The sequence below is a fragment of the Streptosporangium sp. CA-135522 genome, assembly GCF_050949235.1.
Classification (GTDB): domain Bacteria; phylum Actinomycetota; class Actinomycetes; order Streptosporangiales; family Streptosporangiaceae; genus Streptosporangium.
Window position 1 is genome coordinate 5,683,366 of record NZ_CP192026.1, and the last position, 24,567, is coordinate 5,707,932.

Sequence of the window (24,567 nt, forward strand, 5' to 3'; positions counted from 1 at the left end):
GGGAAACGGGCGGCTCGAGTTTGCCATGTCACGCCTCCGGCCGATCAGGCGGGTGACGGGCCGGGGGCCGGCGACCGCGTCAAGGGGATCGAAGGGGGAACGCCTCGCCGGCGCCGCCCGGATCCGGCGCCGACCGCCGGGCTCACCCGGCGTCGAGCGGGTCCCAGCCGTGGGCGTAGCGCAGCAGGGATCGCGCCAGGTCCTCGTTGCCGGCGGCCCACACGTCGTCGAACAGGAACCACTGCTGGTGGCCGAAGAAGTCGTTCATGTGGATCGACATCTGGGCCAGATGGGAGGAGTCGCGCAGCAGGGTGCTCCGCGGATCGCGGCCCCGCTCCAGCTCGGCCGTCTCCAGCACCCGCATGGAGAGGTCGTGGACGGACCGGTGGTCGCCGACGAGAGGGTGCTCGGCCTCCGGCCACCGGTTACAGCGGTCCAGCGCCGGGCCGATCCCGTCGTCGTCGGACGCCGTCAGCGCACGCAACGCCAGCAGCTCCCTCGGCCAGCCGGCCGCCGGGGGTTCGAGTACCCGCAGGTGCGCCGCGAGTTCCGGCAGCCGGACCCCGGGGAAGGACCACGGCACCAGCCAGCCGATGCTCTCGCTGTCGCAGAACGTCAGCAGGACCGCGTAGGTGGCGCCCTCTCCCCCGGGCGGGGCGGCGGCGAGCTCCTCGACCGGAACCGGCGGGACGAACACGCCGGACCGCGCCCCGCCGATGGTCTCGGGCAGCGGCCAGCCGTCGTGGACCAGGTAGGCCAGGCGGTCCGCGCGGTCGGCCACGAGGGAGTCGTCGAGGAAGAAGTAGGCGAGCTCGACCTCGTCGTCGTCGGTCAGCACCCGCACGCTCAGCTCGTCCGCCCGCACCTCGCCCTCGACGTAGAGATGCCGCTGCAGGAGGTCGCGCAGCTCCTGCCACGTGCCGGGGGCCTCGATGGCGTCGCGGCGGGCGGCATCGAAGATCGAGCGGAACCCGTAGACGGGCCCGCCGAGCTCGTCGACGATCCAGGCGTCGGCGTCGTGGCCCTCTTCCACCACGGCCACCCAGCTCCGCCGGAACCAGGTGAGCACCGTGGCGTCGGGAAGGCGGCGAACCCGCTTGCTGAACGGGCCTTCGTAGTGACTGCGGTAGACAAAGACGGTCATGTCGTCAAGATTCCAGAGACCTCCGACAATCCCCGGCGGGCGATGGCGAACCGGCACCTCAGAGCCGCCCACGGGAGGAGGGTCCGCCGCCCCCGGCCCGTGCGCCCCCGCGCGGGCCGGGGGCGGAGCCGATCAAAGCATGCGGAGCCAGACGGCGGTGTCGGAGGGAAGCTCTCCCTCGGCGTCGAGCGGACCGCTGGCCAGCAACACGGTGTCGTGGGGCGGCAGTCCCACCGGTTCGGGACCGAGGTTGACCACGCAGGCGAGGCCCGACTCGCGGGTGAAGGCCAGCACGTCGTCCCCGGTGTCGAGCCAGTTCAGGGCGCCGTCGCCGAGCTCCTCCCGGCGCAGGCGCAGCGCGCTGCGGTAGAGGTTGAGCATCGAACCCAGATCCGCGTCCTGGGCCTCGACGGTGACCTTCTTCCATGCCTCAGGCTGTGGCAGCCACGGCTTGCCCGTGCCGAAGCCGAACGGCGCCTCATCCCCCGACCAGGGCAGCGGCACGCGGCAGCCGTCGCGACCGGGGACGGTGTGCCCGGAACGGTGCCATATGGGGTCCTGGCGGAGCTCGCCGGGGATGTCCTCGACCTCGGGCAGGCCCAACTCCTCCCCCTGGTAGACGTAGACGCTGCCGGGCAGGGCCATGGCGAGCAGCGCCGCCGCCCTGGCCCGCCGGTGGCCGAGCTCCAGGTCGGACGGCACTCCGTCCCTGCGGTCGCCGTGGTCCCAGGAGGTGTCGGCCCTGCCGTACCGCGTGACCGGGCGGGCGACGTCGTGGTTGGACAGCACCCAGGTCGGCGGCGCGCCCAGCGGTCCGTGCGTGGCCAGGGTCTGCCGGATCGACGCGCGCAGCGCCGCCGGCTCCCATGCGCAGCCCAGGAGATCGAAGTTGAAGGCGGTGTGCAGCTCGTCGGGGCGCAGGTAGCGGGCGAAGCGCTCCTGGTCGGGGAACCAGACCTCGCCGACCAGGAGCCTCTCGTCGTATTCGTCGGACAGCCGGCGCCAGCTCCGGTAGATGTCGTGCACCTCGGCGAGGTCGGTGTAGCCCTCGGGGTCACCGCCGTCGAAGTCCTTGACCAGTACGGCGGCCGAGTCGATCCGGATGCCGTCGACGCCGCGGTCGAACCAGAACCGCAGCACGTCGTGGAACTCCCGGTGGACCTCCGGATCGGTCCAGTTGAAGTCGGGCTGCTCGGGCGCGAACAGGTGCAGGTACCACTGCCCGTCGGGAACCTGCGTCCAGGCCGGGCCGCCGAAGATCGACTTCCAGTCGTTCGGCTCGTCCTTGAACCAGAACCGTTCCCTGGCCGTCGACCCCGGTCCGGCGGCCAGCGCCTCCTGGAACCAGACGCTCTGGTCGGAGCCGTGGTTGGGCACCACGTCGATGATGACGCGAATGCCCCGCTCGTGGGCCTCCTTGATGAACTCCTCCGCCTCGGTGAGCGTGCCGAAGGACGGTTCGATGTCGCGGTAGTCGGCCACGTCGTAGCCGCCGTCGGCCATCGGCGAGGGGTACCAGGGGTTGAGCCAGATCGCGTCGACTCCCAGGCCGGAGAGGTACGGCAGGCGCGCCCGCAGACCCGCGAGGTCACCGACCCCGTCGCCGTTGCCGTCGGCGAAGCTCCGCAGATAGACCTGGTAGATCGCGGCTCCCCGCCACCACGTTTCGGACATGCTGGGACAACTCCTTGCGGTTGAAGGTAGGTGACGAGCTCAGCCCTTGAGGCTGCCGGCGGTCAGGCCGGCCATGATGCTGCGCTGGAAGACGAAGAAGACGATGATGGCGGGCAAACTGGCGATCACCAGTGCGGCGATGAGAACGTTCTGCGGCATCTGGGCCGACAGTGAGGCGATGCCCACACTGATGGACATGTTCTCGCTGTCCGGCAGCACGAGCAGTGGCCAGACGAAGTCCTTCCAGCAGGTGACCACCGAGAGGATGGACACCACGCCGATGATCGGCCGGGACACCGGCAGGACGATCGACCACAGGATCCGCGCCGGGGAGGCGCCGTCGATCCGGGCCGCCTCCAGCAGTTCCCTGGGGATCGAGTCGAAGAAGCGCTTGAGCAGGAAGATGTAGAACCCGTTGGCCGCCGCGGGAAGCCAGATCGCCCACGGTGTGTTCAGCAGGTCCCAGCCGAAGATCGGCAGGTCCTTGACCGTCAGGTAGGCGGGCAGCAGGATCACCATCGGCGGGATCATCAGCGTGGCCAGCATCAGGCCCAGGATCAGATTGCCCAGCACCGGCCGCAGCTTGGACAGGGCGTAGGCGGCCGTGACGTCGACGGCCAGTGTGAACAGCAGGGAGCCGCCGGCGTACAGGAGTGTGTTGCCGAGGAAGCGGCCCAGGTTGAGCTGGTCCCACGCCTCGGCGTAGACCTCGAAGTCGAGCGACTCCGGGAAGAAGCCGGGCGGCATCTGAGCCAGTTCCTCGGGCGACCTCAGCGCGCCGGTGACCATCCAGTAGAGGGGGAACACGAAGGCCGCGGTGAAGCTCACCACCACCGCGACCAGCACGATCCAGTAGATCACTCGTCCGCGGGGGGATTTCAGCGTGTGCGGGGAGACCACTCCGCGAAACTGCGGGGTGACCTCCCTGGACCGCCTGCGGGCGCCGCGCCGGGCCTTGGCGGCGGCGGGCTCCGGCCGCGGGGCCGAAGCCGGGCGGCTCGGTTGAACGGTGAGGTTCGACATGGGTGCCACGGCCTCCCTAGCTCTGGTTGTCCCGCGAGATGCGCAGGTAGAAGGCGGAGAACACCATCAGCACGACCATGAGCATCAGTCCCAGCGCGCCGCCGGCGCCGAAGTCTCCGAAGTTGAAGGCGTACTGGTACATCAGATAGGCGACGGTGAGCGTCGCGTTCTCCGGGCCGCCGCCGGTCATCAGGTACGGCTCGATGAAGACCTGCATGGTCGCGACGATCTGCAGCAACAGCATCACCAGCAGGATGAGCTTGGTCTGCGGGATCGTGACGTGCCAGACCCTCTTGAAGAGACCGGCTCCGTCCAGCTCGGCCGCCTCGTACAGCTCGCCCGGGATGCTCTGCAGCGCCGCGAGGTAGATCAGGGTCCCGGTTCCCAGGTTCATCCAGGTGGAGACGATGACCAGGGAGATCAGCGCGGTGTCGGTGGAGTCCAGCCAGCTCAGCGCCGGCAGGTGCGCCAGGTCCAGGATCTGGTTGAACAGGCCGGGGCCCGGGTCGTAGAACCACTTGAACAGCAGCACCCCGACGGCCGGTGGCAGCATCACCGGCAGGTACACCACGAACCGGAGATACGCCCTGGCGTGCCGCAGCTCGTTGAGGATGATCGCCGCCAGGAAGGGCACGACGTATCCGAAGGCTAGCGCCAGGCCCGTGAAGGCGGCGGTGTTGATCCAGGCGTCGGCGAACGCCGCGTCCTCGGCCACCGTGCGGAAGTTGTCCAGTCCCACCCAGGTGGGCGGGTCGACGAAGTTCGTCTGCTGAAAGCTGAGCAGGATCTCCCGCACCATCGGGTACCAGGAGAAGAACGCGAAGCAGATCAGCGCTCCGCAGAGGAAGCCGTACGCCGTAAGGTTACGTCGCACGCCGCGCCGAAACGCCCCCGGGTCTCGCCGCCGTGATCCCTTCACGGTCATTGTGGTCATCGGTTGACTTCCGATCTCGACGTCTGGCGGGGTGCCGGCCGGCCGGCACCCCGGATATCACAGGATCAGCTGGACTTGGCGAGCACCTTGTCGGCCTTCGCCTCGGCGTCGGCGAGCAGCTTGTCGATGTCGGCGTCCTGCCGGGTCAGCACCGCGGACATGGCCACGTCGAGGATGGCGTACAGCTCCTGTGCCTTCGGCGGTTCGAGCTTGTTCTGGATCGTCACGGAGGCGTCCGCGTAGGGGGTGAAGTGCTCCACCGGGATGGTGGCGAACTTCTTGCGGGTTTCGACGATCTGCTTGCCGGGGGCGGTGTCGCCGTACAGGTCCGGGGTGGGCAGGCCGACGGGACGGCCCTGGCCCTTGTTGCGTTCGTAGTTGAACTGTCCCTGGTCCGGGGTCAGCTCGTGGTATTCCAGCCAGAGGAGACCGGCCCTGATCTGCTCCGGTGTCGCCTTGGGGTTGAACAGGTAGCCGTCGCCGCCGCTGAGCGAGGCCTTGGCCTCCGGCAGCGCCGCCACGCCGTAGTCGTCGAACTTGCCCTTGAAATCGTTGTTGACCGACTGGACGACATCGGGAGCGCCGATCATCATGCCGAGCTTCCCGCCGCCCATCATGCGCATCAGGTCCTCCCACTGCAGGAGTTGCTTGGCGCCCATGCTGTTGTCGGTCCAGCGCATCTTCTTGAGGTTCTCCAGAACGGCCTTGCCCTCCGGGCTGTTGAAGGCGGCCGATTTGCCGTCGGGTCCGACCATCTCGCCGCCGCGGCCGTACAGGGAGGCGGCGAAGTGCCAGCCGCCGGTGTTGCCCGCGCTGTACTCGCCGAATCCGACGTGGCCGGGGCCGAGCGCGGTGATCTTCTTGGCCGCCTCCTGCACCTCGGCCCAGGTCTTGGGCGGGGTGTCGGGGTTCAGACCGGCCTGGGTGAACAGCTTGCGGTTGTAGACCAGGCCCGTCGAGTAGTTGGTCCTGGGCAGCCCGTAGGTCTTGTCACCGTTCTTGAAGACGCTCATGACGTCGGGCCTCAGGTCGCCCAGCCTGGTGACGCCGCTGACGTAGGGGCTGATGTCGGCCGCCTGACCAGCCGCGATGATCTTCTGGGCGTCGGTGAAGTAGACGTAGAAGACGTCCTCCATCGTCCCGCCGGCCAGCTTCGCCTGGAAGGTGTCCGGGTTGATGCAGGGGAAGGCGTCCTTGCTCTCGATCGTGATGTTCGGGTGCAGTTTCTGGAACGCGGCGACGTCCTCGTCCCATGCCGTGCGCTCCAGTGGGTTGCTCTTGGGTGGCTGGCAACCGACGGTGATCGTGACCGGGGCGTCGGCGGCCGTGGTGCCCGGCTTGGTCGCGGCGACCTTTTCGCCGCCGTTGTCACTGCCGCAACCTGCGGCGGTGAGGACGATGCTCGCGGCGAGCAGCATCGAGAGGTTGCGGGGTTTCATAGGGGACTCCTTGGCGGGTCGGTTGCGAGAAACATATAGAGACGTGCAGGACCTAGCAAGAGGCCGTCATGCATAGTGCAAAAAAATGACAGCTAGCTAGCCGCCACTCGAGCACAACACCCCTGCAGCGCGACGGGCACGGGACAGACCTGCGGCAATACGGTCACTTCAGGGAAAGAAGTCGACTGCTTGCGTAGGGATGCGCGATGGAGTCTCTCTTTTGTCATGTTTTTTAACGCCGCGTGCGGCAGAGACACCACGGGTCGTCGCCCGCCGGGGATGGCGAGCGGGCGTGAGGTTGCCAGGAAACCGGCAGGGCTCCGGCGGGCGGTGGAGCCGGGCGGGCGGAGAAGGAAGTACGGAAGAGCGGAGAGGGAAGATCGGAGGAGGGGGCCCTGAAGAGCGGTCAGTGCCCGGAGCGGGTCACCCGCATGCCGGAGAGGATGATGTGCAGGCCGCGCTCGAAGCCCGCGTCGGCGTCCGGGTCGAACAGGTCGTCCAACACCCCCGCTACGAGCGGGAATCGCCGGGGGTCGAGTCGCTCGGCGAGCCGCTCCGGGCGGTAGGGGTTGTCCCCGTCGTAGGACGCGCCGCCGCGCGCCTGCTCCTCGATGGTGTAGCCCACGGTGTAGTGCAGAAGCACGGGAAAGTCCCGCGCGGTCTCGTCCGGCGGGAACCCGGCGTCCAGCATGGCGCGCAGCGTCAGCTCCATCATCTGGAACACCGCCGGATGGGTCACGTTGGTGCCGGCGAGCACCCGGGCGCCGTCGCGGTAGCCGAGCATCACCCGACGCAGCCTCCGGACCGATCCACCGAGCCAGTCCGGCCAGGAGAAGCCGGGCGCGGGCGGCTCCAGTCCCTCGACGACCTCGGCGAGCATGATCCCGGCCATGGCGTCGAGCAGCTCCTGCTTGTTCCTGACGTGCCAGTAGAGGGCGGGAGCCTGCACGTCGAGCTCCTTGGCCACCAGCCGCATGGTGAGCCCGTCGAGGCCCACCTCGTTGAGCAGCCGCAGGGAGGTCCGCGCGATCACTTCATAGTTGATCTTCATTTCGGCCTCCCACCTGGAACGCTTGACAGCTTAACATCGTTCAATGGATCCTTAACGACGTTAAATTTAACGTCGTTAAGGAGAAGCTCGTGAGCAAGTCGAACGTGGTCATCGCCGGTGGCGGACCGACCGGCCTGATGCTCGCCTGCGAGCTGCGGCTGGCGGGCGTCGAGGTGACGGTGCTGGACCGCCTCGCCGGACGGACCGGGGAGTCGAGGGCGGGCGGCATCCACGCCCGGACCATGGAGGTGCTGGACCAGCGGGGACTGGCCGGCCGGTTCCTCGACGTCGGGCGCCGGCTCCAGGCGGGGCACTTCTCCGCGTTGTGGATGGACTTCAGCCGGTTCGAGACCCGCCATCCCTACATGCTCGCCATCCTGCAGGTCACCATCGAGCGACTGCTGGAAGAGCGCGCCGCCGAGCTCGGCGTGCGGGTGCGCTGGTCGTCGGAGGTGGTCGGCGTCGCGCAGGACGACGCCGGCGTCGACGTCGAGGTGCGGGGGGCCGAGGGCTCCGGGCGGCTGCGCGCCGACTACCTCGTGGGCTGCGACGGCGGGCGCAGCGCGGTGCGCAAACTCACCGGCATCGACTTCCCCGGCACTCCCGCGACGATGACCGCGATGCTCGGCGACGTCGAGCTCGCCGAGCCGCCGGCCGAGCAGGTCTTCCAGGAGCGCCGGGAGCACGGTTCCTTCTCGGTGCTGGTGTTCGAGCCGGGCTGGTACCGGGTGATGACCAACGAGTTCGACCGTGTCGCCGACCGGGACGCTCCGGCGACCTTCGAGGACCTGCGGGAGGCGCTGGTCAGGATCGCCGGAACCGACTACGGCATGCACAGCCCCCGCTGGATCTCCCGGTTCAGCGACGCCGCGCGGCAGGCCGCGAACTACCGGCGGGGCCGGGTCCTGCTGGCGGGTGACGCGGCGCACGTCCATTTCCCCGCCGGCGGCCAGGGACTGAACACGGGGGTGCAGGACGCCGTCAACCTCGGCTGGAAGCTCGCCTCGGTGCTGCACGGCCAGGCGCCGCAGGACCTTCTGGACACTTACCACACCGAACGGCACCCGGTCGCCGCACGGGTGCTGCAGAACACGCGGGCCCAGACGGTCCTGGGGCAGCCAGGCGAGCACGTGACCGCGCTGCGCGAGGTGTTCGGCGGCCTCATCGAGCTCGACGAGGTCAACCGGCGACTGGGCGGCATGATCGCCGCGCTGGACATCCGCTACCCGATGGGCGACGGGCACCCTCTGCTCGGCCGCCGGGTCCCCGACCTCGACCTCAAGACCTCCGCCGGCGACGCCCGCCTCTTCAGCCTGCTGCACGCCGCCCGGCCCGTCCTGCTCGACCTCGGCGGCGACCCCGGGCTGCCGGAGGCCATCAGAGGCTGGGCCGATCGCGTCGACCTCGTCGAGGCCAGATGCCACGACAACCGCTGGGCCATCCCGGTCATCGGCGAGGTCCCCGCCCCCGCCGCCCTCCTCATCCGACCCGACGGCCACGTCGCCTGGACCGCACCCGCCGGTGCGGGGGCCGACGCCGTCTCCCTCCGCACGGCCCTGACCACCTGGTTCGGCCCCGCCCGCTGATCACGGCCGGTAGCGCGGGCGCGTGTCAGGCCATCACGGGGTCGCCTCGCTCGCCCCTGCCTTCTTGGCCATCTCGGCAAGCCTGAGCGTCGTGGAGCGCTCCGGCCCGACGGAGCACGCCGGGCACGGCCGGTCGACGGGGTCAGCCTCCTTTGGCCCGGCGCGCCGCGAGGGCGTCGAGCAGGCCGGGGAACGCCTCGTCCATCTCGGCGCGGCGAAGGGCGTTCATCCGCGAGGTCCCGACGTAGTACTGCCGGATCAGGCCCGCCTCGCGCAGCACCTTGAAATGGTGGGTGGCGGTGGACTTGCTGACCGGCAGGTCGAACGTGCCGCAGGCGAAGTCCTCTCCGGCTGCGTCGAGCTGCATGACGACGCTCCGGCGTACCGGATCGACGAGAGCCTCCAGCACCTGCTGGAGATCGAACTGCGACACCTCTGGGTGCGGCGGCGTACGTCCCATGGGCCCAATAATACGACACTCATCAAAGTTTGACAGCAATCGTACTTCTGCGACTACAGTGGGCCGCGTTCACCGCGAGCGAAGGATGAGGACATGGCGAGGACTGTGCGGTTCCACGAGGTCGGCGGCCCCGAGGTGATGCGCCTGGAGGACCTGGAGACAGGCGAGCCGGGACCGGGCGAGGTGCGGATCCGAGTGGACGCGATCGGGATCAACAGGGCCGAGATGCTGTTCCGGAGCGGCCAGTACATCGAGACGGTCAAGCAACTGCCCAGCGGCCTCGGCGCCGAGGCCGCCGGCGTGATCGAGGCGGTCGGCCCGGAGGTGGCCGGCTTCGAGAAGGGGCAGGCGGTCAGCGTCCTGCCGTCCTTCTCGCAGAACGACTACAGCGTGTACGCCGAGCGGGCGATCGTGCCGGCGACCGCGCTCCTGCCCCGCCCCGACGGGGTGGACGCGGTGTCCGGCGCGGCGGTGTGGATGCCCTATCTCACGGCCTACGGCGCGTTGGTGGAGGTGGGCGGGATGCGGGCGGGTGACACGGTGGTGCTGAACGCGGCCTCCAGCAGCGTCGGCCTGGCCGCGATCCACACGGCCAACCGCGTGGGCGCGACCCCCATCGCGATCACCCGCACCAGCGACAAGAAGGAGCGGCTGCTCGAGGAGGGAGCCGCCGAGGTGATCGTTTCGGACGAGGAAGACGTCACCGGTCGAGTGCTGGCGCTCACCGGGGGCAAAGGCGCCGAGTACGTTTTCGACGCCGTCGCGGGACCGGGCGTGATCGACCTGGCCAGGGCCGTGGCCGCCGACGGAACGCTGTTCCTGTACGGCGCGCTGAGCGGGCAGCCGACGCCCTATCCGGGATTCGATCTCGGCATGCCCGCGCTGAACATGCGCACGTTCACGATGCTGGAGATCACCAGGGACCCGCAGCGGATACGCCGCGCCGTGGCGTTCATCTCCTCGGGCCTGCGCACCGGGATCTTCCGTCCGACGGTGGACCGCCTGTTCCCGCTGGAGGAGATCGTGCAGGCGCACCGGTACATGGAGTCCGGCGCCCGGTTCGGCAAGATCGTGGTCACCGTGGACCACTGACACCGGCGCGGAACACGATCGCCTTCGCCGTGCACGGAGCCTTCGCCGCCGCCCGGCGGTGCAGGCCGCTCATGCGGATCAGGCCTCGGAGACTTCGGTCCGGACGAGGAGAGCGGCGGCCCGCTGTTTGGGAGCAGCCAGGTGAGGAAGTCCTTATCACCATAGGCTCTCGGGAAATGGACGGACCGTGACAGAACGACTGGTGGTGATCGGCGGCGACGCCGCGGGCATGAGCGCGGCCTCGCAGGCACGGAACAGACGCGACTCGGACGACCTGCGGATAGTCGCCTTCGAAAAGGGCGAGCACGCCTCCTACTCCGCGTGCGGCATCCCCTATCTCGTGGGCGGGCAGGTTCCCGACGCCCAGGCGCTGATCGCCCGCCGGCCCGAGGTCTTCCGGGACGAGCTGGACATCGACCTGCGGCTGCGCAGTGAGGTCACCGAGATCGATCTCGACCGTCGCACGGTGGCCGTGTGCGACCACCGGGACGGTCGCCGATACCGGGAGCCGTTCGACCAGCTCGTCATCGCGACCGGCGGCCTGCCGCACCGTCCCGACCTGCCCGGCGCGAAGGCCGGAGGCGTGTACGGCGTGCAGACCCTCGACGACGGTGTCGCGCTGCTGCGCGCCCTGGAAACCGGCCGCCCGCGCAGCGCCGTGGTGGTCGGCGCCGGCTACATCGGTTTGGAGATGGCCGAGGCCCTGCTCCGGCGAGGTCTGGAGGTGTCGCTCGTCGACGCGGGCGAGCAGCCGATGGGCACGCTCGACCCGGACATGGGCTCCCTGATCTCCGACGCCCTGCGCGCCCTGGGGGTCAAGGTGGTTCTCGGCGAGTCCGTCGAGGGCTTCTCCGAATCCGGGGGACGGGTCACCGCGGTCCACACCGGCAGCCGGAGCATGCAGGCGGACCTGGTCGTCCTCGGCCTCGGCACCAGCCCGAACACGGCGTTGGCCGAAGCCGCCGGTGTTCCCGTCGGCGACACCTCCGGAATCCGGACCGACCGGCGGATGCGCACCGCGATCGAGGGGATCTGGGCGGCCGGCGACTGCGTGGAGACCTTCCATCTGGTCTCCCGGCGACCGGTCGCGATCGCGCTCGGCACCCACGCCAACAAGCAGGGACGAGTCGTGGGCATCAACATCGGCGGCGGGTACGCCGGATTCCCCGGCGTCGTCGGGACGGCGGTGTCGAAGATCTGCGAGTACGAGGTGGCGCGCACCGGACTGACCACGGCCGAGGCGGCCGAGGCCGGGTTCGAGACGGTCGAGGAGACCGTGAAGTCCAGCACCCGCGCCGGCTACTACCCCGGGGCACGCGAGATGCGGACCAAGATGATCGCCGACCGCCGGACCGGTCGCCTGCTGGGCGCGCAGATCATCGGGCAGGAGGGTGCCGCCAAGCGCATCGACACCCTGGCCGTCGCCGTCTGGCACGAGATGACCGTGGAGGAGATGACCGGTCTCGACCTGTCGTACGCTCCCCCGTTCGCCCCGGTGTGGGACCCGGTCCTGATCGCCGCGCGCAAGACGGCCGAGCGCGTCGAGCGGCTCGGCGGGCAGGGCTGACCTCGCTTCACGGACGTACCGTGTTCATGCCCAACGGTGTTCACGCCCGACGGTGGAAATGCCGCGGGAGATGGTTGGGCGAGTTCAGAGCGGGAAAGGGCGAAGGGTTCCCACCCGATCCCGACAAGGAGTCACAATGCTCACATTGACGGACACCGCGGCTCAGGTGATCCGGGATCTCAGCTCTCAGGTAGCGGACTCCGCCGACACCGGCGTCCGCATCTCCTCCCAGGCCGATGGCACGGGATCCCTACTGCTGTCCATCGTGGACGGCCCGGAATCCGACGACAAGGTGGTCGAGACGGAAGGCGCGAGAATCTTCCTGGACGCCACCGCCGCGGACATGCTCGACGACAAATCCCTGGACGCGGATATCGACGAGGGAGGATCGGTGGCCTTCCTCGTCACCGAGCAACGCCCCTGACACGAGGTCCCCGGCAGCGGCGGAGACCGCGACAGGGCCCCGGCCACCCAGCGGCCGGGGCCCTGTCATCGCCGCCTCCCGGCGCCGAGGGCATCCCCGTCCCCGGCACCGGAAGGCGCCTGCGCCTTCCGGTGCCGAAAAGCTTCGCGGACGCGTTTCGCGCGAACCGCACGGACGCGTTTCGCGCGAGCCGCACGGAAACCGTCACGGACACGCTTCGTGCGGGCCGCACGGAAACCGCGGCATGAGGACGGCTACTTCGCGGCGCTGCTCACCGCCAGCGGGTCGCTGGGCGCCTCGGCCCTGGCCTTTTCCATCTGCTCGCCGAGCTCCTGGAGCCGCTTACGGCCCATGGCCTCCCGCACCTTGGGGAACCACTCCTCTTCCTCCTCCTCCACGTGATGGCGCACGTTCTCGATGAGAACGGTGACCTTGGCGTCGAAGCGCTCGTCGGCGGGGTCCATCCCCTTCAGCTCGGAGAGCATCCAGACCACCACGTGGTGCTCCTCCACGCTCTCCAGGACGTGGTCGGTGGTGTCGGGAGCGCCTTCGCGGGCCGCCGGGTAGAAGATCTGCTCCTCGATGTAGGCGTGAGTGGTGAGCTCCTGGATGATCTTGTCGACGATGTCCCGCTTCTTCTGGTAGGCCCGGTCTCCGGCCTTCTCGAACTCCTTGAACAGCTTCTCGACGGTCTTGTGGTCGTCCTTCAGGAGCACGATGGCGTCCATGGTTTCCTCTCGTGAGTCCGTGATCGTCCGCGGGTCACGGGGACCCGCGGATCCCGCTACGGGGTCAGCAAGATCTTGATGGCCCCGTCCTGCTTCTTCTGGAAGATCTCGTAGCCGTGCGGGGCCTGGTCCAGCGGGAGCCGGTGGGTCGCCAGGTCCATGACTCCGAGCGGGTCGGAGTCGTCGGTCACCAGCGGCATCAGATCGTCGATCCAGCGCTTGACATGGGCCTGGCCCATCCGCAGGGTGATGCCCTTGTCGAACATCTTCAGCATCGGCATCGGATCGGCCATGCCTCCGTAGACGCCGATGATCGAGACCGTGCCGCCGCGCCGTACCGTGTCGATCGACTGGCTGAGCGCGGCGAGCCGGTCCACGCCCGCAGTGGACATCAGCGGGGCGGCGATCGCGCCGGGCAGGAACCCGGTGACGGTCTGGGCGAGCTTGGCGACCGGGGAGCCGTGGGCCTCCATGCCGACCGCGTCGATGACCGAGTCGGGGCCCCGCCCGCCGGTCAGCTCGCGGATCGCCTCCGGGACGTCACCGGTCACCGAGGCGTCCAGCACTTCCACGCCGTGCCTGCGTGCCATCTCCAGCCGTTCCTGGACCCCGTCGACGCCGACGACCCGGTGGCCCAGGTGCTTGGCGATCCGGGCGCACATCTGCCCGATGGGCCCCAGGCCGAAGACCGCGACGGTGCCGCCGTCGGGGATCTCGGCGTAAGCGACCGCCTGCCAGGAAGTGGGAAGCACATCGGACAGGTAGACGAACCGCTCATCCGGCGGCCCCTGGGGAACCTTGATCGGGCCGAACTGGGCCTGCGGGACCCGCAGGTATTCCGCCTGCGCTCCCGGCACCTCGCCGTACAGCTTGGTGTAGCCGAACAGGGCCGCGCCCATGCCGTGGTCGCGGACCTGGGTGGTCTCGCACTGGGCGAACAGTTTCATCTCACACATGCGGCAGTGGCCGCAGGCGATGTTGAACGGGATGACGACCCGGTCACCGGGCTTGATGTGCGTGACCTCCGCGCCGACCTCCTCGACGATGCCCATCGGCTCGTGGCCCAGGATGTCGCCCTCCGCCAGGAAGGGCCCGAGGACCTCGTACAGGTGCAGGTCGGAGCCGCAGATCGCGGTGGTGGTGAGTTTGACGATCGCGTCGGTCGGTTCCTTGATCGCCGGATCCGGAACCTCCTCGACCCGTACGTCACGCTTGCCGTGCCAGGTGAGAGCCTTCATGCCCTCCTCCTATCCTCCGAAGGTGCGAGATGTGCCGTTGGCGGGGCCGGGTCGCTCAGCGCACGCGCGGCAGGACCTCCTTGGCGTAAAAGTCGAAAAAGGCGTCCTGCTCCTCACCGATCTGGCTGACGTAGACCTCGGTGAAGCCCGTCTCGACGTACTCCTTGACGCTTGAGCTGCGGCGATGTCCTCCTACCCACTCTGACGAGCTCAAACGGATCATTCCCGGTGAGCCAGCTCCCGCAGCGGGAGGAGCTCCCGCCGCGGGACGCTCAGCCGTACCCGTCCGTCGGACAGGTCGGCGACCTGCTCCCAGGAGGCGAAGACGCTGTGCCGGTGGAGCCTGCGGATGACCGCGCGGACCAGCCACGGGCCGTGGTCGGCCACCGCGCGCTCGTAGCCGAAAAGCTGCCCGGTGTGCCGGGGCACGACGACGAACCCGTCCACCGCGAAGGCGTGCTGGACCTGGCCGAGCATCGGGCCGTTCTGCGTCAGCCGCACGTCGGCCACCTGCCCGACCACCTCGCCTGACGCGTCGTGCACGACGCGGCCGATCAGCTCACTCATCCGCATGGCCGGCCCCCGGGATCCTGGAGATGACGTGCTCGGCCGTCCAGCGTTCCAGCGAGAGCGGCTCGTGGCCGCGGGTCACCTTCACGGCGCCGCCGATCGCGGAGACGTCGACCATGTCGATCCGGTAGGGCCGGGGGTCCTGCTCGGACCGCAGCAGCCTCGTCACCGCGACCATCAACCGGCCGGCCACCCCTCCGACGCGCGGCCCCAGCGCGAGCGGCCCGGCGAGGACGGCCGTGACGTACGGCCTGCCGTCGGCGTCGAGCGCCAGTTCCAGATCGTCCACCTTGCACAGCAGGTGCTCGTCGTCCTCCCGCATGACCTGCCGGTCGAGCAGGTGCAGCAGGGCGTGGATCACTCTTGCCTTCATTGCCCCGCCTTCGTCGCGAGCATCAACGGGATCGCCGCCACCGCCACCACGACGAGCAGCACCATGTAGACGGTCCCCAGGAAGTTGCTGAAGCGGCCGTTGACCTTGCCGCCCATGTAGTCGGAGTCGTTGGCGACCATCAGCACCGGCAGGTAGGTGAGCGGCAGGGCGGCCGCCGAGAACACCAGCGAGTACTCGGTCACCTTGATCGGGTCGACGGTGGTGAGGATCAGCGCCGTCGCGACGACCATGGACACGAGCAGGGTGGCGTGGAAGCGGGCGGCCCGTAGGGGGCGGACATATTTGCCCCACTGCCAGCCGAAGTACTGGCTGACCGAGTACGCCGAGGACAGGGCGGTCTCCAGGGTGGCGCCGAAGGTCGCGGCGAAGACGCCCACGATCACCAGGGCCAGTCCGATCTGCCCCAGGCCGAGGCCGACCGGCAGCACCATCTGGCCGAGACTGTCCACCTGGGCCATGTCGGGCAGGAAGACCGTGGCGGCGCAGGCGGCGATGGCCAGTGACAGCAGGCCGCCCAGCGGGAACCCGGCGAAGACGTTCGCCCGCGACATCACCAGATCCTTGCGCGTCCAGCGCTCCTCAACGCCGCCGGAGGAGAAGAAGAACACCTCGTAGGGCGTCATCGCCCCGCCGAGCAGGGCGACGGCGTAGTAGAAGTAGGTGGGCACGCCCTCGTCGGCGGGCACCCGAGGCCGGGTCGCCTGCTCCACCAGGCCGCCCCAGTCGGGACCGAGCTGCCACAGGGCGACGACGAACACCACCAGGGCCAGGCCCATCAGGCCGAAGACGCGCTCCATGGTCTCGAACTTGACCCGCCACATCACCAGCCAGGCGACCAGCGCGACGGCGGGCACCCACAGCAGGTAGTTCACCCCGGTGGCCAGCTCCAGCGCCAGGGAGGCGCCGCCGATCTCCGCGGCGAGGGTGAGCACGTTCACGAACAGCGAGGCGATCAGGTTCACCAGGCCGGCCCGAGGTCCCAGCCGCTCGCGGACCAGGTCGAAGACCGGCCGTCCCGAGACGGCGGCGATCCGCCCGGACATCTCGGCGAAGACGCAGATGCCCACGACCCCGACCACCACCACCCACGCCAGCGACATCCCGAACCGTGAGCCGACGAGGGCGTTGGCCACCAGGTCGCCGATGTCGACGAAGCCGCCGAACGCGGTGAGGATGCCGAGAGTGACCCCGAGCACCTTTTTCATTTGTGCGCCTCTCCGAATCGCTGGAGATCCTCTCCCAGCGCCCGCAGATCCCGTACGGCTCCCGCCGGATCCCGGATACCGTCCCGGCGGAGCTGGGTCAGCAGCTCGTCCAGCTCGTCCTCCGCCTTGCCTGTCATGTCGAGAAGGTCCTTCTTGATCTGTTCTGCGGCATCGCTGGGCGGCTGCACCCCCGCGAACTGCCCGTCCACGCTCCGCACGTCGGTGACGGCCTCGGTGAGCAGGACCTTCAGGTACGGGGTGGTCAGCCGGTCCTGCCCGGCGACGGCGTCACCGGCGATCGCCACGGTCGAGGCGACGGCCTCGGCGCTCGCCCCGGCTTTGAGCCCGTAGTCGTGGTCGTCCCAGGCCGGGCTGACGCATCCGGCCAGCATCCCGGCCAGGGCGAGGCTCAGCGCCGCTCTCGCGGGCCGCCCCGCCGCAGGCCGTATCGGCTCCGCGCGTCTCATGTGCCGCGCCGGCGCAGCAGGAAGTAGGCCAGCACACCCAGGATCACGGCGAACTGCCCCCAGGCCGCCAGCAACACCAGTCCCTCATCTGTCACGAGTTCCCGCTACCCACTGGCCGATCCGTCAGTCCTCGGCCTCCCGGAGAAAGCGACGCGGCTCGGCGGCGAGCTCGGCCGGGGCGTCCTCTTGCTCAGTAGGGCCAGGTCCACTCGCGGATCTCGGCCGGGTCCTCACCGTGCTCACGGGTGTGGGCGCGGGCCCGCAGCCGCTCGTCGACCATCTGCTGGCGCAGGTGCGCGGCCCTGCCGCCCAGACCCGGCACCCGGTCGATGACGTCCATCACCAGGTGGAAGCGGTCGATGTCGTTGAGCATCACCATGTCGAACGGCGTCGTGGTGGTGCCCTCCTCCTTGTAGCCGCGCACGTGGATGTTGTGGTGGCCGCGCCGCCGGTAGGTCAGGCGGTGGATCGTCCAGGGATAGCCGTGGAAGTTGAAGATGATCGGCCGGTCGGCGGTGAACACCGTGTCGAACTCGGCGTCCGGCATGCCGTGCGGATGCTCCGACGGCGGCTGCAGCCGCATCAGGTCGACGACGTTGACCACCCGCACGCGCAGCTCGGGCAGGTGCTCGCGCAGCAGCGCGGCGGCGGCCAGGGTCTCCAGGGTGGGCACATCACCGGCGCAGGCCAGCACCACGTCGGGCTCGGCTCCGGCATCGGTGCAGGCCCACTCCAGGATGCCCAGGCCCCGGGTGCAGTGCGCGATCGCCTCCTCCATCGGCATCAGGTCCAGCACCGGCTGCTTGCCCGCCACCACCAGGTTGACGTAGTCGCGCGAGCGCAGGCAGTGGTCGGCGACCGACAGCAGGGTGTTGGCGTCCGGCGGCAGGTAGATCCGCACCACCGAGGCCTTCTTGTTCATCACCACGTCGATGAAGCCGGGATCCTGGTGGCTGAAGCCGTTGTGGTCCTGGCGCCACACGTGCGACGACAGCAGGTAGTTCAGCGAGGCCACCGGCCGCCGCCAGGTGATCTTGTGGGACGACTCCAGCCACTTGGCGTGCTGGTTGAACATCGCATCCACGATATGGATGAACGCCTCGTAGCAGTTGAACAGGCCGTGCCGGCCGGTCAGCAGGTAGCCCTCCAGCCAGCCCTGGCACAGGTGCTCGCTGAGCACCTCCATGACCCGCCCGTCCGGGCCCAGATGTTCGTCGGTCGGCAACGTCTCCGCGTCCCACGCCCGGTCGGTCGCCTCGAACACCGCCGACAGCCGGTTGGAGGCGGTCTCATCGGGTCCCATCAGCCGGAAGGTGTCCGGGTTGGCCGCGATGACGTCGCGCAGCAGCCGGCCCAGCACCCGGGTCGGCTCGCTGGCCTGGGTCGCCGGGGCTTTGACCTCGACGGCGTAGTCGCGGAAGTCGGGCAGCGCGAGCGGCCGCAGCAGCTCGCCGCCGTTGGTGTGCGGGTTGGCGCTCATCCGGCGCGGCCCTTCCGGCACGGTCCGCACGATCTCCGCGACCGGGCGCCCCTGGGCGTCGAAGAGCTCCCCGGGCCGGTAGGAGCGCATCCACTCCTCCAGCATCGCCCGGTGCTCGGCGTTGTCGCGGACCTCCGACAGCGGCACCTGATGGGCCCGCCAGGTGCCCTCGACCGGCAGGCCGTCCACCTCGTGGGGGCCGGTCCAGCCCTTGGGCGTGCGCAGCACGATCATCGGCGGCCGGCCGGTGCCGCCGGCCCGGAACTCGGCGATCTCGTCGAAGACCGTGTCGAAAGTGGCGGCCATCAGCTCGTGCATGGCCGCGGGGTCGTCGCCGGAGACGATGTGCGGGCGGTAGCCGTAGCCCTCCATGAGCTTGACCAGCTCGTCTTCGGGGATACGGGCCAGCACCGTCGGGTTGGCGATCTTGTAGCCGTTCAGGTGCAGGATCGGCAGGACGACGCCGTCCCGGGAGGGGTTGAGGAACTTGCCCGAATGCCAGGACGCGGCCAGCGGCCCGGTCTCGGCCTCACCGTCGCCGATCACGCACGCCACGACCAGGTTCGGGTTGTCGAAGGCCGCGCCGTAGGCGTGGGCCAGCGAGTAACCCAGCTCGCCGCCCTCATGGATGGAGCCCGGGACCTCCGGCGCGACATGGCTGGGGATGCCACCGGGGAAGGAGAACTGCCGAAACAGCCGCCGCATCCCCTCGGCGTCCTGGCCGATGTCCGGATACCTCTCGGTGTAGGAGCCCTCCAGCCAGGCGTGGGCGACCGCGGCCGGACCGCCGTGCCCGGGCCCGGCGATGTAGATCATGTCCTGGTCGCGTCCGGTGATGATCCGGTTGAGGTGCGCGAAGCAGAAGTTCAGCCCCGGCGTGGTCCCCCAGTGACCCAGCAGCCGGGGCTTGATGTGCTCGGGAGCCAGCGGCTCGGCCAGCAGCGGGTTGTCCAGCAGGTAGATCTGACCGACCGACAGATAGTTGGCCGCCCGCCAGTAGGCATCGACGTGCGCGAGTGCATCCATACCTTCGACAGTTCCTCCGGTGCGGGATTCAAACCCCGTCGGCGGCCGCCGATCCCGCGCGACCACCCGACCGGAAGGAGAGACTGTTCCAGTATGATCACTTTCCGGCTTCACCGACGAAGGAGATCTCACGGTGACGGAGTTGGAACGCGTCCCTCCAGGCATCGACCCGAACGTGCCTAGCTCCGCCCGTGTCTACGACTATCTCCTGGGCGGCAAGGACAACCTCGCGATCGACCGGGCCTTCGCCGAGCGCCTGCTGTCGGTGGCTCCCGACACCCGTCTCGTGGCCCGGGCCAACCGGGATTTCCTCGTCCGGGCCGTGCGTCTCATGGCCGAGCAGGGTGTCCGGCAGTTCATCGACCTCGGCACCGGCATACCGACCTCTCCCAGCGTCCACGAGGTCGCGCACAAGATCGCCCCCTCGGCCTCGGTGGTCTACGTCGACTACGACCCCGTCGTGCGCCTGCACACCGAGGTGTTGCTCGCCCTCGACAAGAACGTGGTGAGCGTCCAGGCGGACGTGCGCGAGCCCGGCGCCGTCCTCGACGCCCCCGAGGTCGCCGAACTCATCGACTTCTCCCAGCCCATCGGCGTGCTGCTGGTGGGGGTGCTGCATTTCATCACCGACGCCGAGGACCCGGCCGGCATCATCGCCGCCTTCCGCGACCGCATGGCCCCGGGCAGCTATCTGACGCTCTCCCATGCGATGGCCGAAAGCTCGCCGGAGGCGGTGGCCCAGCTGACCACCGCCACGGCGAGCTCACCCATCCAGGCGACCTTCCGCTCCCACGATCAGGTGCTGGCCCTGCTCGACGGGTTCGAGCTGCTGGAGCCGGGTCTGGTTCCCGTGCACGACTGGCGCAACAGCGACGACCTCCCGCTGCTGCCGCGCGACGAGCTGCCCATGCTCAGGATCGACGGAGCCCTGGGCCGCCTGAGATAGTCTCCTCGCCCCGTCGCCGCCGGGTCGAACGCCCCCGCTCCCGTCTGAGGGGGACGGAACGCACGAAGGTCTTCGCGCTCGGCCGCTCGATTCCCCAGAAGAGGACTCCGAAAGTGAAGATCGCTATCGTCGGGGGAGGCCTCGGCGGGCTGGCCGCCGCCCTGCTGCTGAGACAGGCGGGCATCGAGGCCACCGTGTACGAGCAGGCCGCCGTGCTGCGGGAGGTCGGGGCGGGCATCGTCGTGGCCCCCAACATGGTTCGCCCGCTGGTGCGAGCCGGGCTCGGCGAGCGGCTGGCCGAGTTCGCCGTGACGCTTGAGGCGGCCTGGGAGTTTCGGCGTTGGGAGGACGGCCGGGTGCTGTTCTCCCAGCCGATGGGGCAGGAGTGCCGCCGGCTGTACGGCGCCGACTGCTACGTCGCGCACCGCGCCGATCTGCTCGCCATGCTGCTGGAGGCGCTGCCGGAGGACGCGGTACGGCTCGACCGGCGGCTGACCGGCCTGCGGCAGGACGATCGGCAGGTCGAGCTCACCTTCGCCGGCGCGCGGGGAGAGAGCACGACGGTGCTCGCCGACGCGGTCGTCGGCGCCGACGGGATCCATTCCACCGTCCGGCCCTCGATCGCGGCCGAGGCTCCGGCGCGCTTCTCCGGACTGTGCGCCTACCGATGCCTGGTGCCGGCTCACGAGGCCCCCGACCTGGCACTGCGGCCGGTGCAGTCGCTGTGGCTGGGACCGGGCAGGCATTTCGTCCACTATCCGATCAGCGGGGGGCGGCTGGTCAACGTCGTCGCGATCGTTCCCGCCGGCGACTGGCGGATCGAGTCCTGGACCGCCGACGGCCGGATCGAGGACCTGGCACGGGAGTTCGAGACCTGGGATCCGCGGCTCGGGCAGCTCATCGCCTCCGCGACCGGCACCAAACGCTGGGCCCTGTACGACCGCAGCCCGCTGGAGCGCTGGACCGACGGGCGGGTCACTCTCCTGGGGGACGCGGCCCACGCGATGCTGCCCTTCTTCGGTCAGGGAGCCTGCCAGGCGGTCGAGGACGCCGCGGTCCTCGCGGCGTGTCTGCGGACGGCCGCTCCCGAGACGGCCGCGCAGGCGCTGCTGCGCTACGAGGGGATCCGCAGGCCCCGGGCGTCCCAGGTCCAGCTCATGAGCCGCGGCCGCGAGGTGCACAACCACCTTCCCGACGGCCCCGCCCAGCGCGAGCGTGACGCGGCCTTCGCCGATGGCGACCCGCTCCGGCAGAACGCCTGGATCTACGGCCACGACCCTGACACGGAGCCGGTCGGCTGAGCCGGCCGGCCCCGCCGGAGCGCGGGAGAGCCGGGCAGGCGGGGCGGGGGAAGAGAACTCAGCCGGTGACCTCCACACCCCTCCAGAAGGCCACGTGGCCCTTGATCTGGGCGGCCTCCGGCTTGGGGTCCGCGTAATACCAGGCGGCGTCGGGGTTGTCGGCGCCGCTGACGTGCAGCGTGTAGTAGTTCGCCGTTCCCTTCCAGGGACAGACCGTGGTGGTCTCCGATGACCTCAGGTATTGCGGGAACACCGATTCGACGGGGAAGTAGTGGTTGCCCTCGACGACCTGGGTGTCGTCGCTCTTCGCGATGATCTCGCCGTTCCAGCGCGCAGTTGCCATGCCTGAAGGCTGGCACATCCGCGGGCCCGGCGCGCACGAGGACCCGAGCACGGACGGTCTCGACCCGACGGCGGAACGGCCGGGCTCGGCGGAACGGCCGCTGCCAGGCCGGGCCGGCGTTCCCGCTCCCAAGGCCCGGGAGCTCGCCGTCACCCTGCCGGCCGCCCTTGAGAGCGCTTTCGCCCTCGGCCGGGCCGTGCGAAGCACGCAGCCCCTGGAAATCGCGGGAGCGGCCCTGTTCGCCTCGGTGCGCGGAGCCCTGGAGAGGCGCCGACAAGAGTGACGCAGGTCGGGCACACCCACGAAAGCCATTCTCCCGCCTCAGCGGCGGCGACCAGGGAATATGCCCCCTCAAATATGACTGACCTCATCCTGATGTCCAATTAATTGGCGAATTTCTGTGCCTTAGGCATGAATACGTTCATTTATCGCTATAGATGGGCATCTTTTCGTGTTTTAGAGGATGCGGCGGTTTGGTGCGGGTAGCGCCAATTTCGTCCTCGGGATCCGGGGACGGGGACCCTTGGAGGCATGGATGAGTGAATTTCCTACCGGAGTGGGGGCGCATCCGCGGCAGCAGGACGAGCGGCCGGGCGCCCCGGGAACCGGACAGCAGGCGAAGGCCGCCGCCGGAGAGGTCGCCGAGACCGCCAAGGAACAGACGCGAGTGGTGGCCGGCCAGGCCAAGGACCAGGCCCGCCGGGTGGCGGGGCGGCTGCGTGAACGCGCGGGCGAGCAGGCGCAGCAGCAGAGCCGGCGCGCCGCCCAGGGGATCCGCCAGTGGGCCGACGAGCTGGCCTCCATGGGCGAGTCCAGCAAACCCGACTCACCGATGAGCGAGGCGGTGCAGCAGATCGCCGACACGGGACGGCGGGCCGCCGACTACCTGGAGCAGCGCGGGCTGTCCGGGATCGTGGAGGAGGTCCAGAGCTTCGCGCGCCGCCGTCCCGGAGTGTTCCTGGCGGGAGCGGCGGCGGCGGGCTTCCTGATGGGACGGCTGGCCAAGGCCACTGCGAGCGGCGGGCAGGGCGGCGGGCAGGGCGCCACGACCCCGTCCGTCCCGGCGACCCCGCTGGCCGGTCCGACGCCGGCGGGTCCGCCCCAGCCGGTCGAGCCCATCGAGACCGTCGAGCCGGGCCTGCCCGGTCCGGGGCGGCCGTCGGCGGTGTACCCGCCCATGACCGAGCCGCCTCCGCCCACGGGCTGGGGGGGTGAAACACGATGAGCTCGCCCAGACCCGAACCGGTCCAGCCGTCCCTGGGGCAGCTGGTCGGTGACATCGGCGAAGACCTGTCCCGGCTGGTCCGGCAGGAGATGGCCTTGGCCAAGGCCGAGATGCGGCAGGAGGCGTCCAAGGCCGGTAAGGCGGCCGGAATGCTCGGCGGAGCGGGACTGGCCGGTTACATGGTCGCCCTGCTGGTGACCCTGGCCGTCATGTTCGCCCTGGGGCATGTCATGGACCTGGTGTGGGCGGCCGTCATCGTCGCGGTGATATGGGCGGTGATCGGCGCGGTTTTGTACGTGAACGGGCGCAACCGGCTGAAGCAGGTCTCCCCCAAGCCGGAACGGACCGTGGAAACGCTCAAGGAGGATGCGCAATGGGCTCGGGACCTGAGGAAATAAGAGACGAGATCGCCGCGACCAGGGCCGAACTGGCCGCCGACGTCGACCGGCTGGCCGACCGCACCGTCCCCTCGCGGATCGTGCAACGCCGGACCAGCCGGATGCGCCGGAAGATCGACTCGGTGCGGGCGCGGGTGATGGGGACTCCGGTCCACGCCGCCCACCAAGCCCGTCACCAGGCCGGGCAGGTCGCCGGCGCCGTCCGCGACACCGCCTCGGACGTCGCCGGCACCGTGCGGGACACCGCCTCGGAGACCGCCGGCACCGTGCGGGACACCGCCTCGGAGGCCGCCGGCACCGTCAAGCACGGCGCGCAGCAGGCCGCGGGGGCGGTCCGGGAGGCCCCGGACCAGGCGATGCGGAGCACGCAGGGCAACCCGCTGGCGGCCGGGCTGATCGCCTTCGGCGCCGGGCTTCTGGCGGCCGCCCTCATTCCCGGCACCGAGACCGAACAGCAGGCCGCCCAGCAGCTCAGGGAACAGGCCGGCGACGTGATCGAGCCGGTCAAGACGGCGGTGCAGGAATCGGCCCAGCGGCTCGGCCAGGATGCCAAGGGTGCCGCGCAGGAGGCCGTCCAGCAGGTCAGGGAGACCGCCACGGAGGCGGCGAGGGCCACCGGGGAGCATGCCCGCGACCAGGCCCAGCAGGTGGCCGATCCGAACCGTTCGCCCTTCGACCGCTGAAGGTCCCGGACGACGCCGCCCCCCGCCCCGGCCCGGGGCGGGGGGCGGCTCTTCGACGAGTCCCGGAGGATCCCCGGTGGCGTGGGACCGCCCGGTGCTCGTCCGGCCCCGCCTCGGACCGGGCGGGCCGGCGCGCCTGCCGACCTGCGAGGGCACCGTACGGCAAAGC

Annotated in this window: 26 protein-coding genes; 10 read left to right on the top strand and 16 right to left on the bottom strand. The window is 69.8% G+C overall.

Annotated elements, in window-relative coordinates:
* Positions 1-142 precede the first annotated feature (142 nt).
* The 6 genes from ACQPYK_RS27005 to ACQPYK_RS27030 all read right to left on the bottom strand — a co-directional run bounded on the left by ACQPYK_RS27005 (position 143) and on the right by ACQPYK_RS27030 (position 7,265).
* Positions 143-1,144 carry a hypothetical protein gene (locus tag ACQPYK_RS27005; RefSeq protein WP_433236388.1) on the bottom strand — a complete coding sequence of 334 codons (1,002 nt, stop codon included), beginning with the start codon at positions 1,142-1,144 and terminating at the stop codon, positions 143-145.
* A gap of 132 nt (positions 1,145-1,276) precedes the next feature.
* A complete protein-coding gene (locus ACQPYK_RS27010; RefSeq protein WP_433236391.1) occupies positions 1,277-2,818 on the bottom strand; it encodes a glycoside hydrolase family 13 protein in 1,542 nt (513 codons plus the stop codon).
* A gap of 39 nt (positions 2,819-2,857) precedes the next feature.
* Positions 2,858-3,841: a carbohydrate ABC transporter permease gene (locus ACQPYK_RS27015; RefSeq protein ID WP_433236394.1), complete on the bottom strand. Its 984-nt coding sequence runs from the start codon at positions 3,839-3,841 to the stop codon at positions 2,858-2,860.
* Between the two features lie 16 nt (positions 3,842-3,857).
* Positions 3,858-4,715: a carbohydrate ABC transporter permease gene (locus ACQPYK_RS27020; protein WP_433236397.1), complete on the bottom strand. Its 858-nt coding sequence runs from the start codon at positions 4,713-4,715 to the stop codon at positions 3,858-3,860.
* A gap of 125 nt (positions 4,716-4,840) precedes the next feature.
* Positions 4,841-6,214, bottom strand: a complete 1,374-nt coding sequence (locus ACQPYK_RS27025; protein WP_433236400.1) for an ABC transporter substrate-binding protein — start codon at positions 6,212-6,214, stop codon at positions 4,841-4,843.
* Between the two features lie 406 nt (positions 6,215-6,620).
* Positions 6,621-7,265, bottom strand: a complete 645-nt coding sequence (locus ACQPYK_RS27030; protein ID WP_433236403.1) for a TetR/AcrR family transcriptional regulator C-terminal domain-containing protein — start codon at positions 7,263-7,265, stop codon at positions 6,621-6,623.
* An 89-nt stretch (positions 7,266-7,354) separates the two neighbouring features.
* Between ACQPYK_RS27030 and ACQPYK_RS27035 the strand changes: the two genes are divergently transcribed.
* Positions 7,355-8,851 carry an FAD-dependent monooxygenase gene (locus ACQPYK_RS27035; protein WP_433236406.1) on the top strand — a complete coding sequence of 499 codons (1,497 nt, stop codon included), beginning with the start codon at positions 7,355-7,357 and terminating at the stop codon, positions 8,849-8,851.
* A gap of 142 nt (positions 8,852-8,993) precedes the next feature.
* On the opposite strand, the gene ACQPYK_RS27040 is transcribed toward ACQPYK_RS27035, so the two are convergent.
* The gene (locus ACQPYK_RS27040) at positions 8,994-9,311 is read right to left on the bottom strand and encodes an ArsR/SmtB family transcription factor (RefSeq protein WP_433236409.1); all 318 of its coding nucleotides are present in this window, start codon (positions 9,309-9,311) and stop codon (positions 8,994-8,996) included.
* A 93-nt stretch (positions 9,312-9,404) separates the two neighbouring features.
* Here ACQPYK_RS27040 and ACQPYK_RS27045 point away from each other — a divergent pair, with 93 nt between their 5' ends.
* From ACQPYK_RS27045 to ACQPYK_RS27055, 3 genes are all read left to right on the top strand, one after another.
* A complete protein-coding gene (locus ACQPYK_RS27045) occupies positions 9,405-10,403 on the top strand; it encodes a zinc-dependent alcohol dehydrogenase family protein (protein WP_433236412.1) in 999 nt (332 codons plus the stop codon).
* Positions 10,404-10,590: 187 nt separating this feature from the next.
* Positions 10,591-11,970: an FAD-dependent oxidoreductase gene (locus tag ACQPYK_RS27050; protein ID WP_433236415.1), complete on the top strand. Its 1,380-nt coding sequence runs from the start codon at positions 10,591-10,593 to the stop codon at positions 11,968-11,970.
* Between the two features lie 136 nt (positions 11,971-12,106).
* The gene (locus ACQPYK_RS27055; protein ID WP_433236418.1) at positions 12,107-12,394 is read left to right on the top strand and encodes a Fe-S cluster assembly protein HesB; all 288 of its coding nucleotides are present in this window, start codon (positions 12,107-12,109) and stop codon (positions 12,392-12,394) included.
* Between the two features lie 254 nt (positions 12,395-12,648).
* Here ACQPYK_RS27055 and ACQPYK_RS27060 read toward each other — a convergent pair whose 3' ends face one another.
* The 8 genes from ACQPYK_RS27060 to ACQPYK_RS27095 form a co-directional block, all read right to left on the bottom strand.
* Positions 12,649-13,122: a hemerythrin domain-containing protein gene (locus tag ACQPYK_RS27060; protein WP_433236421.1), complete on the bottom strand. Its 474-nt coding sequence runs from the start codon at positions 13,120-13,122 to the stop codon at positions 12,649-12,651.
* Between the two features lie 56 nt (positions 13,123-13,178).
* The gene (locus ACQPYK_RS27065; RefSeq protein WP_433236424.1) at positions 13,179-14,360 is read right to left on the bottom strand and encodes a zinc-dependent alcohol dehydrogenase; all 1,182 of its coding nucleotides are present in this window, start codon (positions 14,358-14,360) and stop codon (positions 13,179-13,181) included.
* A 55-nt stretch (positions 14,361-14,415) separates the two neighbouring features.
* Positions 14,416-14,574 (bottom strand): hypothetical protein, encoded by a 159-nt coding sequence (locus tag ACQPYK_RS27070; RefSeq protein ID WP_433236427.1) that lies wholly within the window; start codon positions 14,572-14,574, stop codon positions 14,416-14,418.
* 5 nt (positions 14,575-14,579) lie between these two features.
* A complete protein-coding gene (locus ACQPYK_RS27075; RefSeq protein WP_433236430.1) occupies positions 14,580-14,927 on the bottom strand; it encodes a hypothetical protein in 348 nt (115 codons plus the stop codon).
* The gene (locus tag ACQPYK_RS27080) at positions 14,920-15,303 is read right to left on the bottom strand and encodes a hypothetical protein (RefSeq protein ID WP_433236433.1); all 384 of its coding nucleotides are present in this window, start codon (positions 15,301-15,303) and stop codon (positions 14,920-14,922) included. The genes ACQPYK_RS27075 and ACQPYK_RS27080 overlap by 8 nt, the downstream gene beginning before the upstream one ends.
* Positions 15,300-16,529 carry an Nramp family divalent metal transporter gene (locus ACQPYK_RS27085; protein ID WP_433236436.1) on the bottom strand — a complete coding sequence of 410 codons (1,230 nt, stop codon included), beginning with the start codon at positions 16,527-16,529 and terminating at the stop codon, positions 15,300-15,302. Before ACQPYK_RS27085 ends, ACQPYK_RS27080 begins: the two co-directional genes overlap by 4 nt.
* A complete protein-coding gene (locus tag ACQPYK_RS27090; RefSeq protein ID WP_433236439.1) occupies positions 16,526-16,996 on the bottom strand; it encodes a hypothetical protein in 471 nt (156 codons plus the stop codon). Before ACQPYK_RS27090 ends, ACQPYK_RS27085 begins: the two co-directional genes overlap by 4 nt.
* Positions 16,997-17,186: 190 nt before the next feature.
* A complete protein-coding gene (locus ACQPYK_RS27095) occupies positions 17,187-19,502 on the bottom strand; it encodes a phosphoketolase family protein (RefSeq protein WP_433236442.1) in 2,316 nt (771 codons plus the stop codon).
* 133 nt (positions 19,503-19,635) lie between these two features.
* On the opposite strand from ACQPYK_RS27095, the gene ACQPYK_RS27100 reads away from it, so the two are divergent.
* Together ACQPYK_RS27100 and ACQPYK_RS27105 are read left to right on the top strand one after the other, a co-directional pair.
* The gene (locus ACQPYK_RS27100) at positions 19,636-20,448 is read left to right on the top strand and encodes an SAM-dependent methyltransferase (protein ID WP_433236445.1); all 813 of its coding nucleotides are present in this window, start codon (positions 19,636-19,638) and stop codon (positions 20,446-20,448) included.
* Between the two features lie 113 nt (positions 20,449-20,561).
* A complete protein-coding gene (locus ACQPYK_RS27105; RefSeq protein ID WP_433236448.1) occupies positions 20,562-21,749 on the top strand; it encodes an FAD-dependent monooxygenase in 1,188 nt (395 codons plus the stop codon).
* A gap of 58 nt (positions 21,750-21,807) precedes the next feature.
* On the opposite strand, the gene ACQPYK_RS27110 is transcribed toward ACQPYK_RS27105, so the two are convergent.
* Entirely contained in the window at positions 21,808-22,092 is a 285-nt protein-coding gene (locus tag ACQPYK_RS27110) for a DUF427 domain-containing protein (protein ID WP_433236451.1), read from the bottom strand.
* Here ACQPYK_RS27110 and ACQPYK_RS27115 point away from each other — a divergent pair.
* The 4 genes from ACQPYK_RS27115 to ACQPYK_RS27130 all read left to right on the top strand — a co-directional run bounded on the left by ACQPYK_RS27115 (position 22,091) and on the right by ACQPYK_RS27130 (position 24,398).
* Entirely contained in the window at positions 22,091-22,375 is a 285-nt protein-coding gene (locus ACQPYK_RS27115; RefSeq protein WP_433236454.1) for a hypothetical protein, read from the top strand. The genes ACQPYK_RS27110 and ACQPYK_RS27115 overlap by 2 nt on opposite strands.
* A 252-nt stretch (positions 22,376-22,627) precedes the next feature.
* The gene (locus tag ACQPYK_RS27120) at positions 22,628-23,317 is read left to right on the top strand and encodes a hypothetical protein (protein ID WP_433236457.1); all 690 of its coding nucleotides are present in this window, start codon (positions 22,628-22,630) and stop codon (positions 23,315-23,317) included.
* On the top strand, positions 23,314-23,715 hold the full coding sequence (locus tag ACQPYK_RS27125) for a phage holin family protein (RefSeq protein WP_433236460.1): 402 nt from the start codon (positions 23,314-23,316) through the stop codon (positions 23,713-23,715). Before ACQPYK_RS27120 ends, ACQPYK_RS27125 begins: the two co-directional genes overlap by 4 nt.
* The gene (locus tag ACQPYK_RS27130; protein ID WP_433236463.1) at positions 23,691-24,398 is read left to right on the top strand and encodes a DUF3618 domain-containing protein; all 708 of its coding nucleotides are present in this window, start codon (positions 23,691-23,693) and stop codon (positions 24,396-24,398) included. The genes ACQPYK_RS27125 and ACQPYK_RS27130 overlap by 25 nt, the downstream gene beginning before the upstream one ends.
* The last annotated feature ends 169 nt before the right edge of the window (positions 24,399-24,567 follow it).

What these genes read in the sequence shown, in the direction of transcription:
- ACQPYK_RS27115 (WP_433236454.1), top strand. Translation starts at nt 22,091, where the DNA reads ATGCCTGAAGGCTGGCACATCCGCGGGCCCGGCGCGCACGAGGACCCG.
- ACQPYK_RS27060 (WP_433236421.1), bottom strand. Translation starts at nt 13,122, where the DNA reads ATGGACGCCATCGTGCTCCTGAAGGACGACCACAAGACCGTCGAGAAG.
- ACQPYK_RS27040 (WP_433236409.1), bottom strand. Translation starts at nt 9,311, where the DNA reads ATGGGACGTACGCCGCCGCACCCAGAGGTGTCGCAGTTCGATCTCCAG.
- ACQPYK_RS27010 (WP_433236391.1), bottom strand. Translation starts at nt 2,818, where the DNA reads ATGTCCGAAACGTGGTGGCGGGGAGCCGCGATCTACCAGGTCTATCTG.
- ACQPYK_RS27120 (WP_433236457.1), top strand. Translation starts at nt 22,628, where the DNA reads ATGAGTGAATTTCCTACCGGAGTGGGGGCGCATCCGCGGCAGCAGGAC.
- ACQPYK_RS27065 (WP_433236424.1), bottom strand. Translation starts at nt 14,360, where the DNA reads ATGAAGGCTCTCACCTGGCACGGCAAGCGTGACGTACGGGTCGAGGAG.
- ACQPYK_RS27090 (WP_433236439.1), bottom strand. Translation starts at nt 16,996, where the DNA reads ATGAGACGCGCGGAGCCGATACGGCCTGCGGCGGGGCGGCCCGCGAGA.
- ACQPYK_RS27085 (WP_433236436.1), bottom strand. Translation starts at nt 16,529, where the DNA reads ATGAAAAAGGTGCTCGGGGTCACTCTCGGCATCCTCACCGCGTTCGGC.
- ACQPYK_RS27095 (WP_433236442.1), bottom strand. Translation starts at nt 19,502, where the DNA reads ATGGATGCACTCGCGCACGTCGATGCCTACTGGCGGGCGGCCAACTAT.
- ACQPYK_RS27030 (WP_433236403.1), bottom strand. Translation starts at nt 7,265, where the DNA reads ATGAAGATCAACTATGAAGTGATCGCGCGGACCTCCCTGCGGCTGCTC.
- ACQPYK_RS27080 (WP_433236433.1), bottom strand. Translation starts at nt 15,303, where the DNA reads ATGAAGGCAAGAGTGATCCACGCCCTGCTGCACCTGCTCGACCGGCAG.
- ACQPYK_RS27110 (WP_433236451.1), bottom strand. Translation starts at nt 22,092, where the DNA reads ATGGCAACTGCGCGCTGGAACGGCGAGATCATCGCGAAGAGCGACGAC.
- ACQPYK_RS27125 (WP_433236460.1), top strand. Translation starts at nt 23,314, where the DNA reads ATGAGCTCGCCCAGACCCGAACCGGTCCAGCCGTCCCTGGGGCAGCTG.
- ACQPYK_RS27130 (WP_433236463.1), top strand. Translation starts at nt 23,691, where the DNA reads ATGGGCTCGGGACCTGAGGAAATAAGAGACGAGATCGCCGCGACCAGG.
- ACQPYK_RS27045 (WP_433236412.1), top strand. Translation starts at nt 9,405, where the DNA reads ATGGCGAGGACTGTGCGGTTCCACGAGGTCGGCGGCCCCGAGGTGATG.
- ACQPYK_RS27025 (WP_433236400.1), bottom strand. Translation starts at nt 6,214, where the DNA reads ATGAAACCCCGCAACCTCTCGATGCTGCTCGCCGCGAGCATCGTCCTC.
- ACQPYK_RS27005 (WP_433236388.1), bottom strand. Translation starts at nt 1,144, where the DNA reads ATGACCGTCTTTGTCTACCGCAGTCACTACGAAGGCCCGTTCAGCAAG.
- ACQPYK_RS27015 (WP_433236394.1), bottom strand. Translation starts at nt 3,841, where the DNA reads ATGTCGAACCTCACCGTTCAACCGAGCCGCCCGGCTTCGGCCCCGCGG.
- ACQPYK_RS27075 (WP_433236430.1), bottom strand. Translation starts at nt 14,927, where the DNA reads ATGAGTGAGCTGATCGGCCGCGTCGTGCACGACGCGTCAGGCGAGGTG.
- ACQPYK_RS27055 (WP_433236418.1), top strand. Translation starts at nt 12,107, where the DNA reads ATGCTCACATTGACGGACACCGCGGCTCAGGTGATCCGGGATCTCAGC.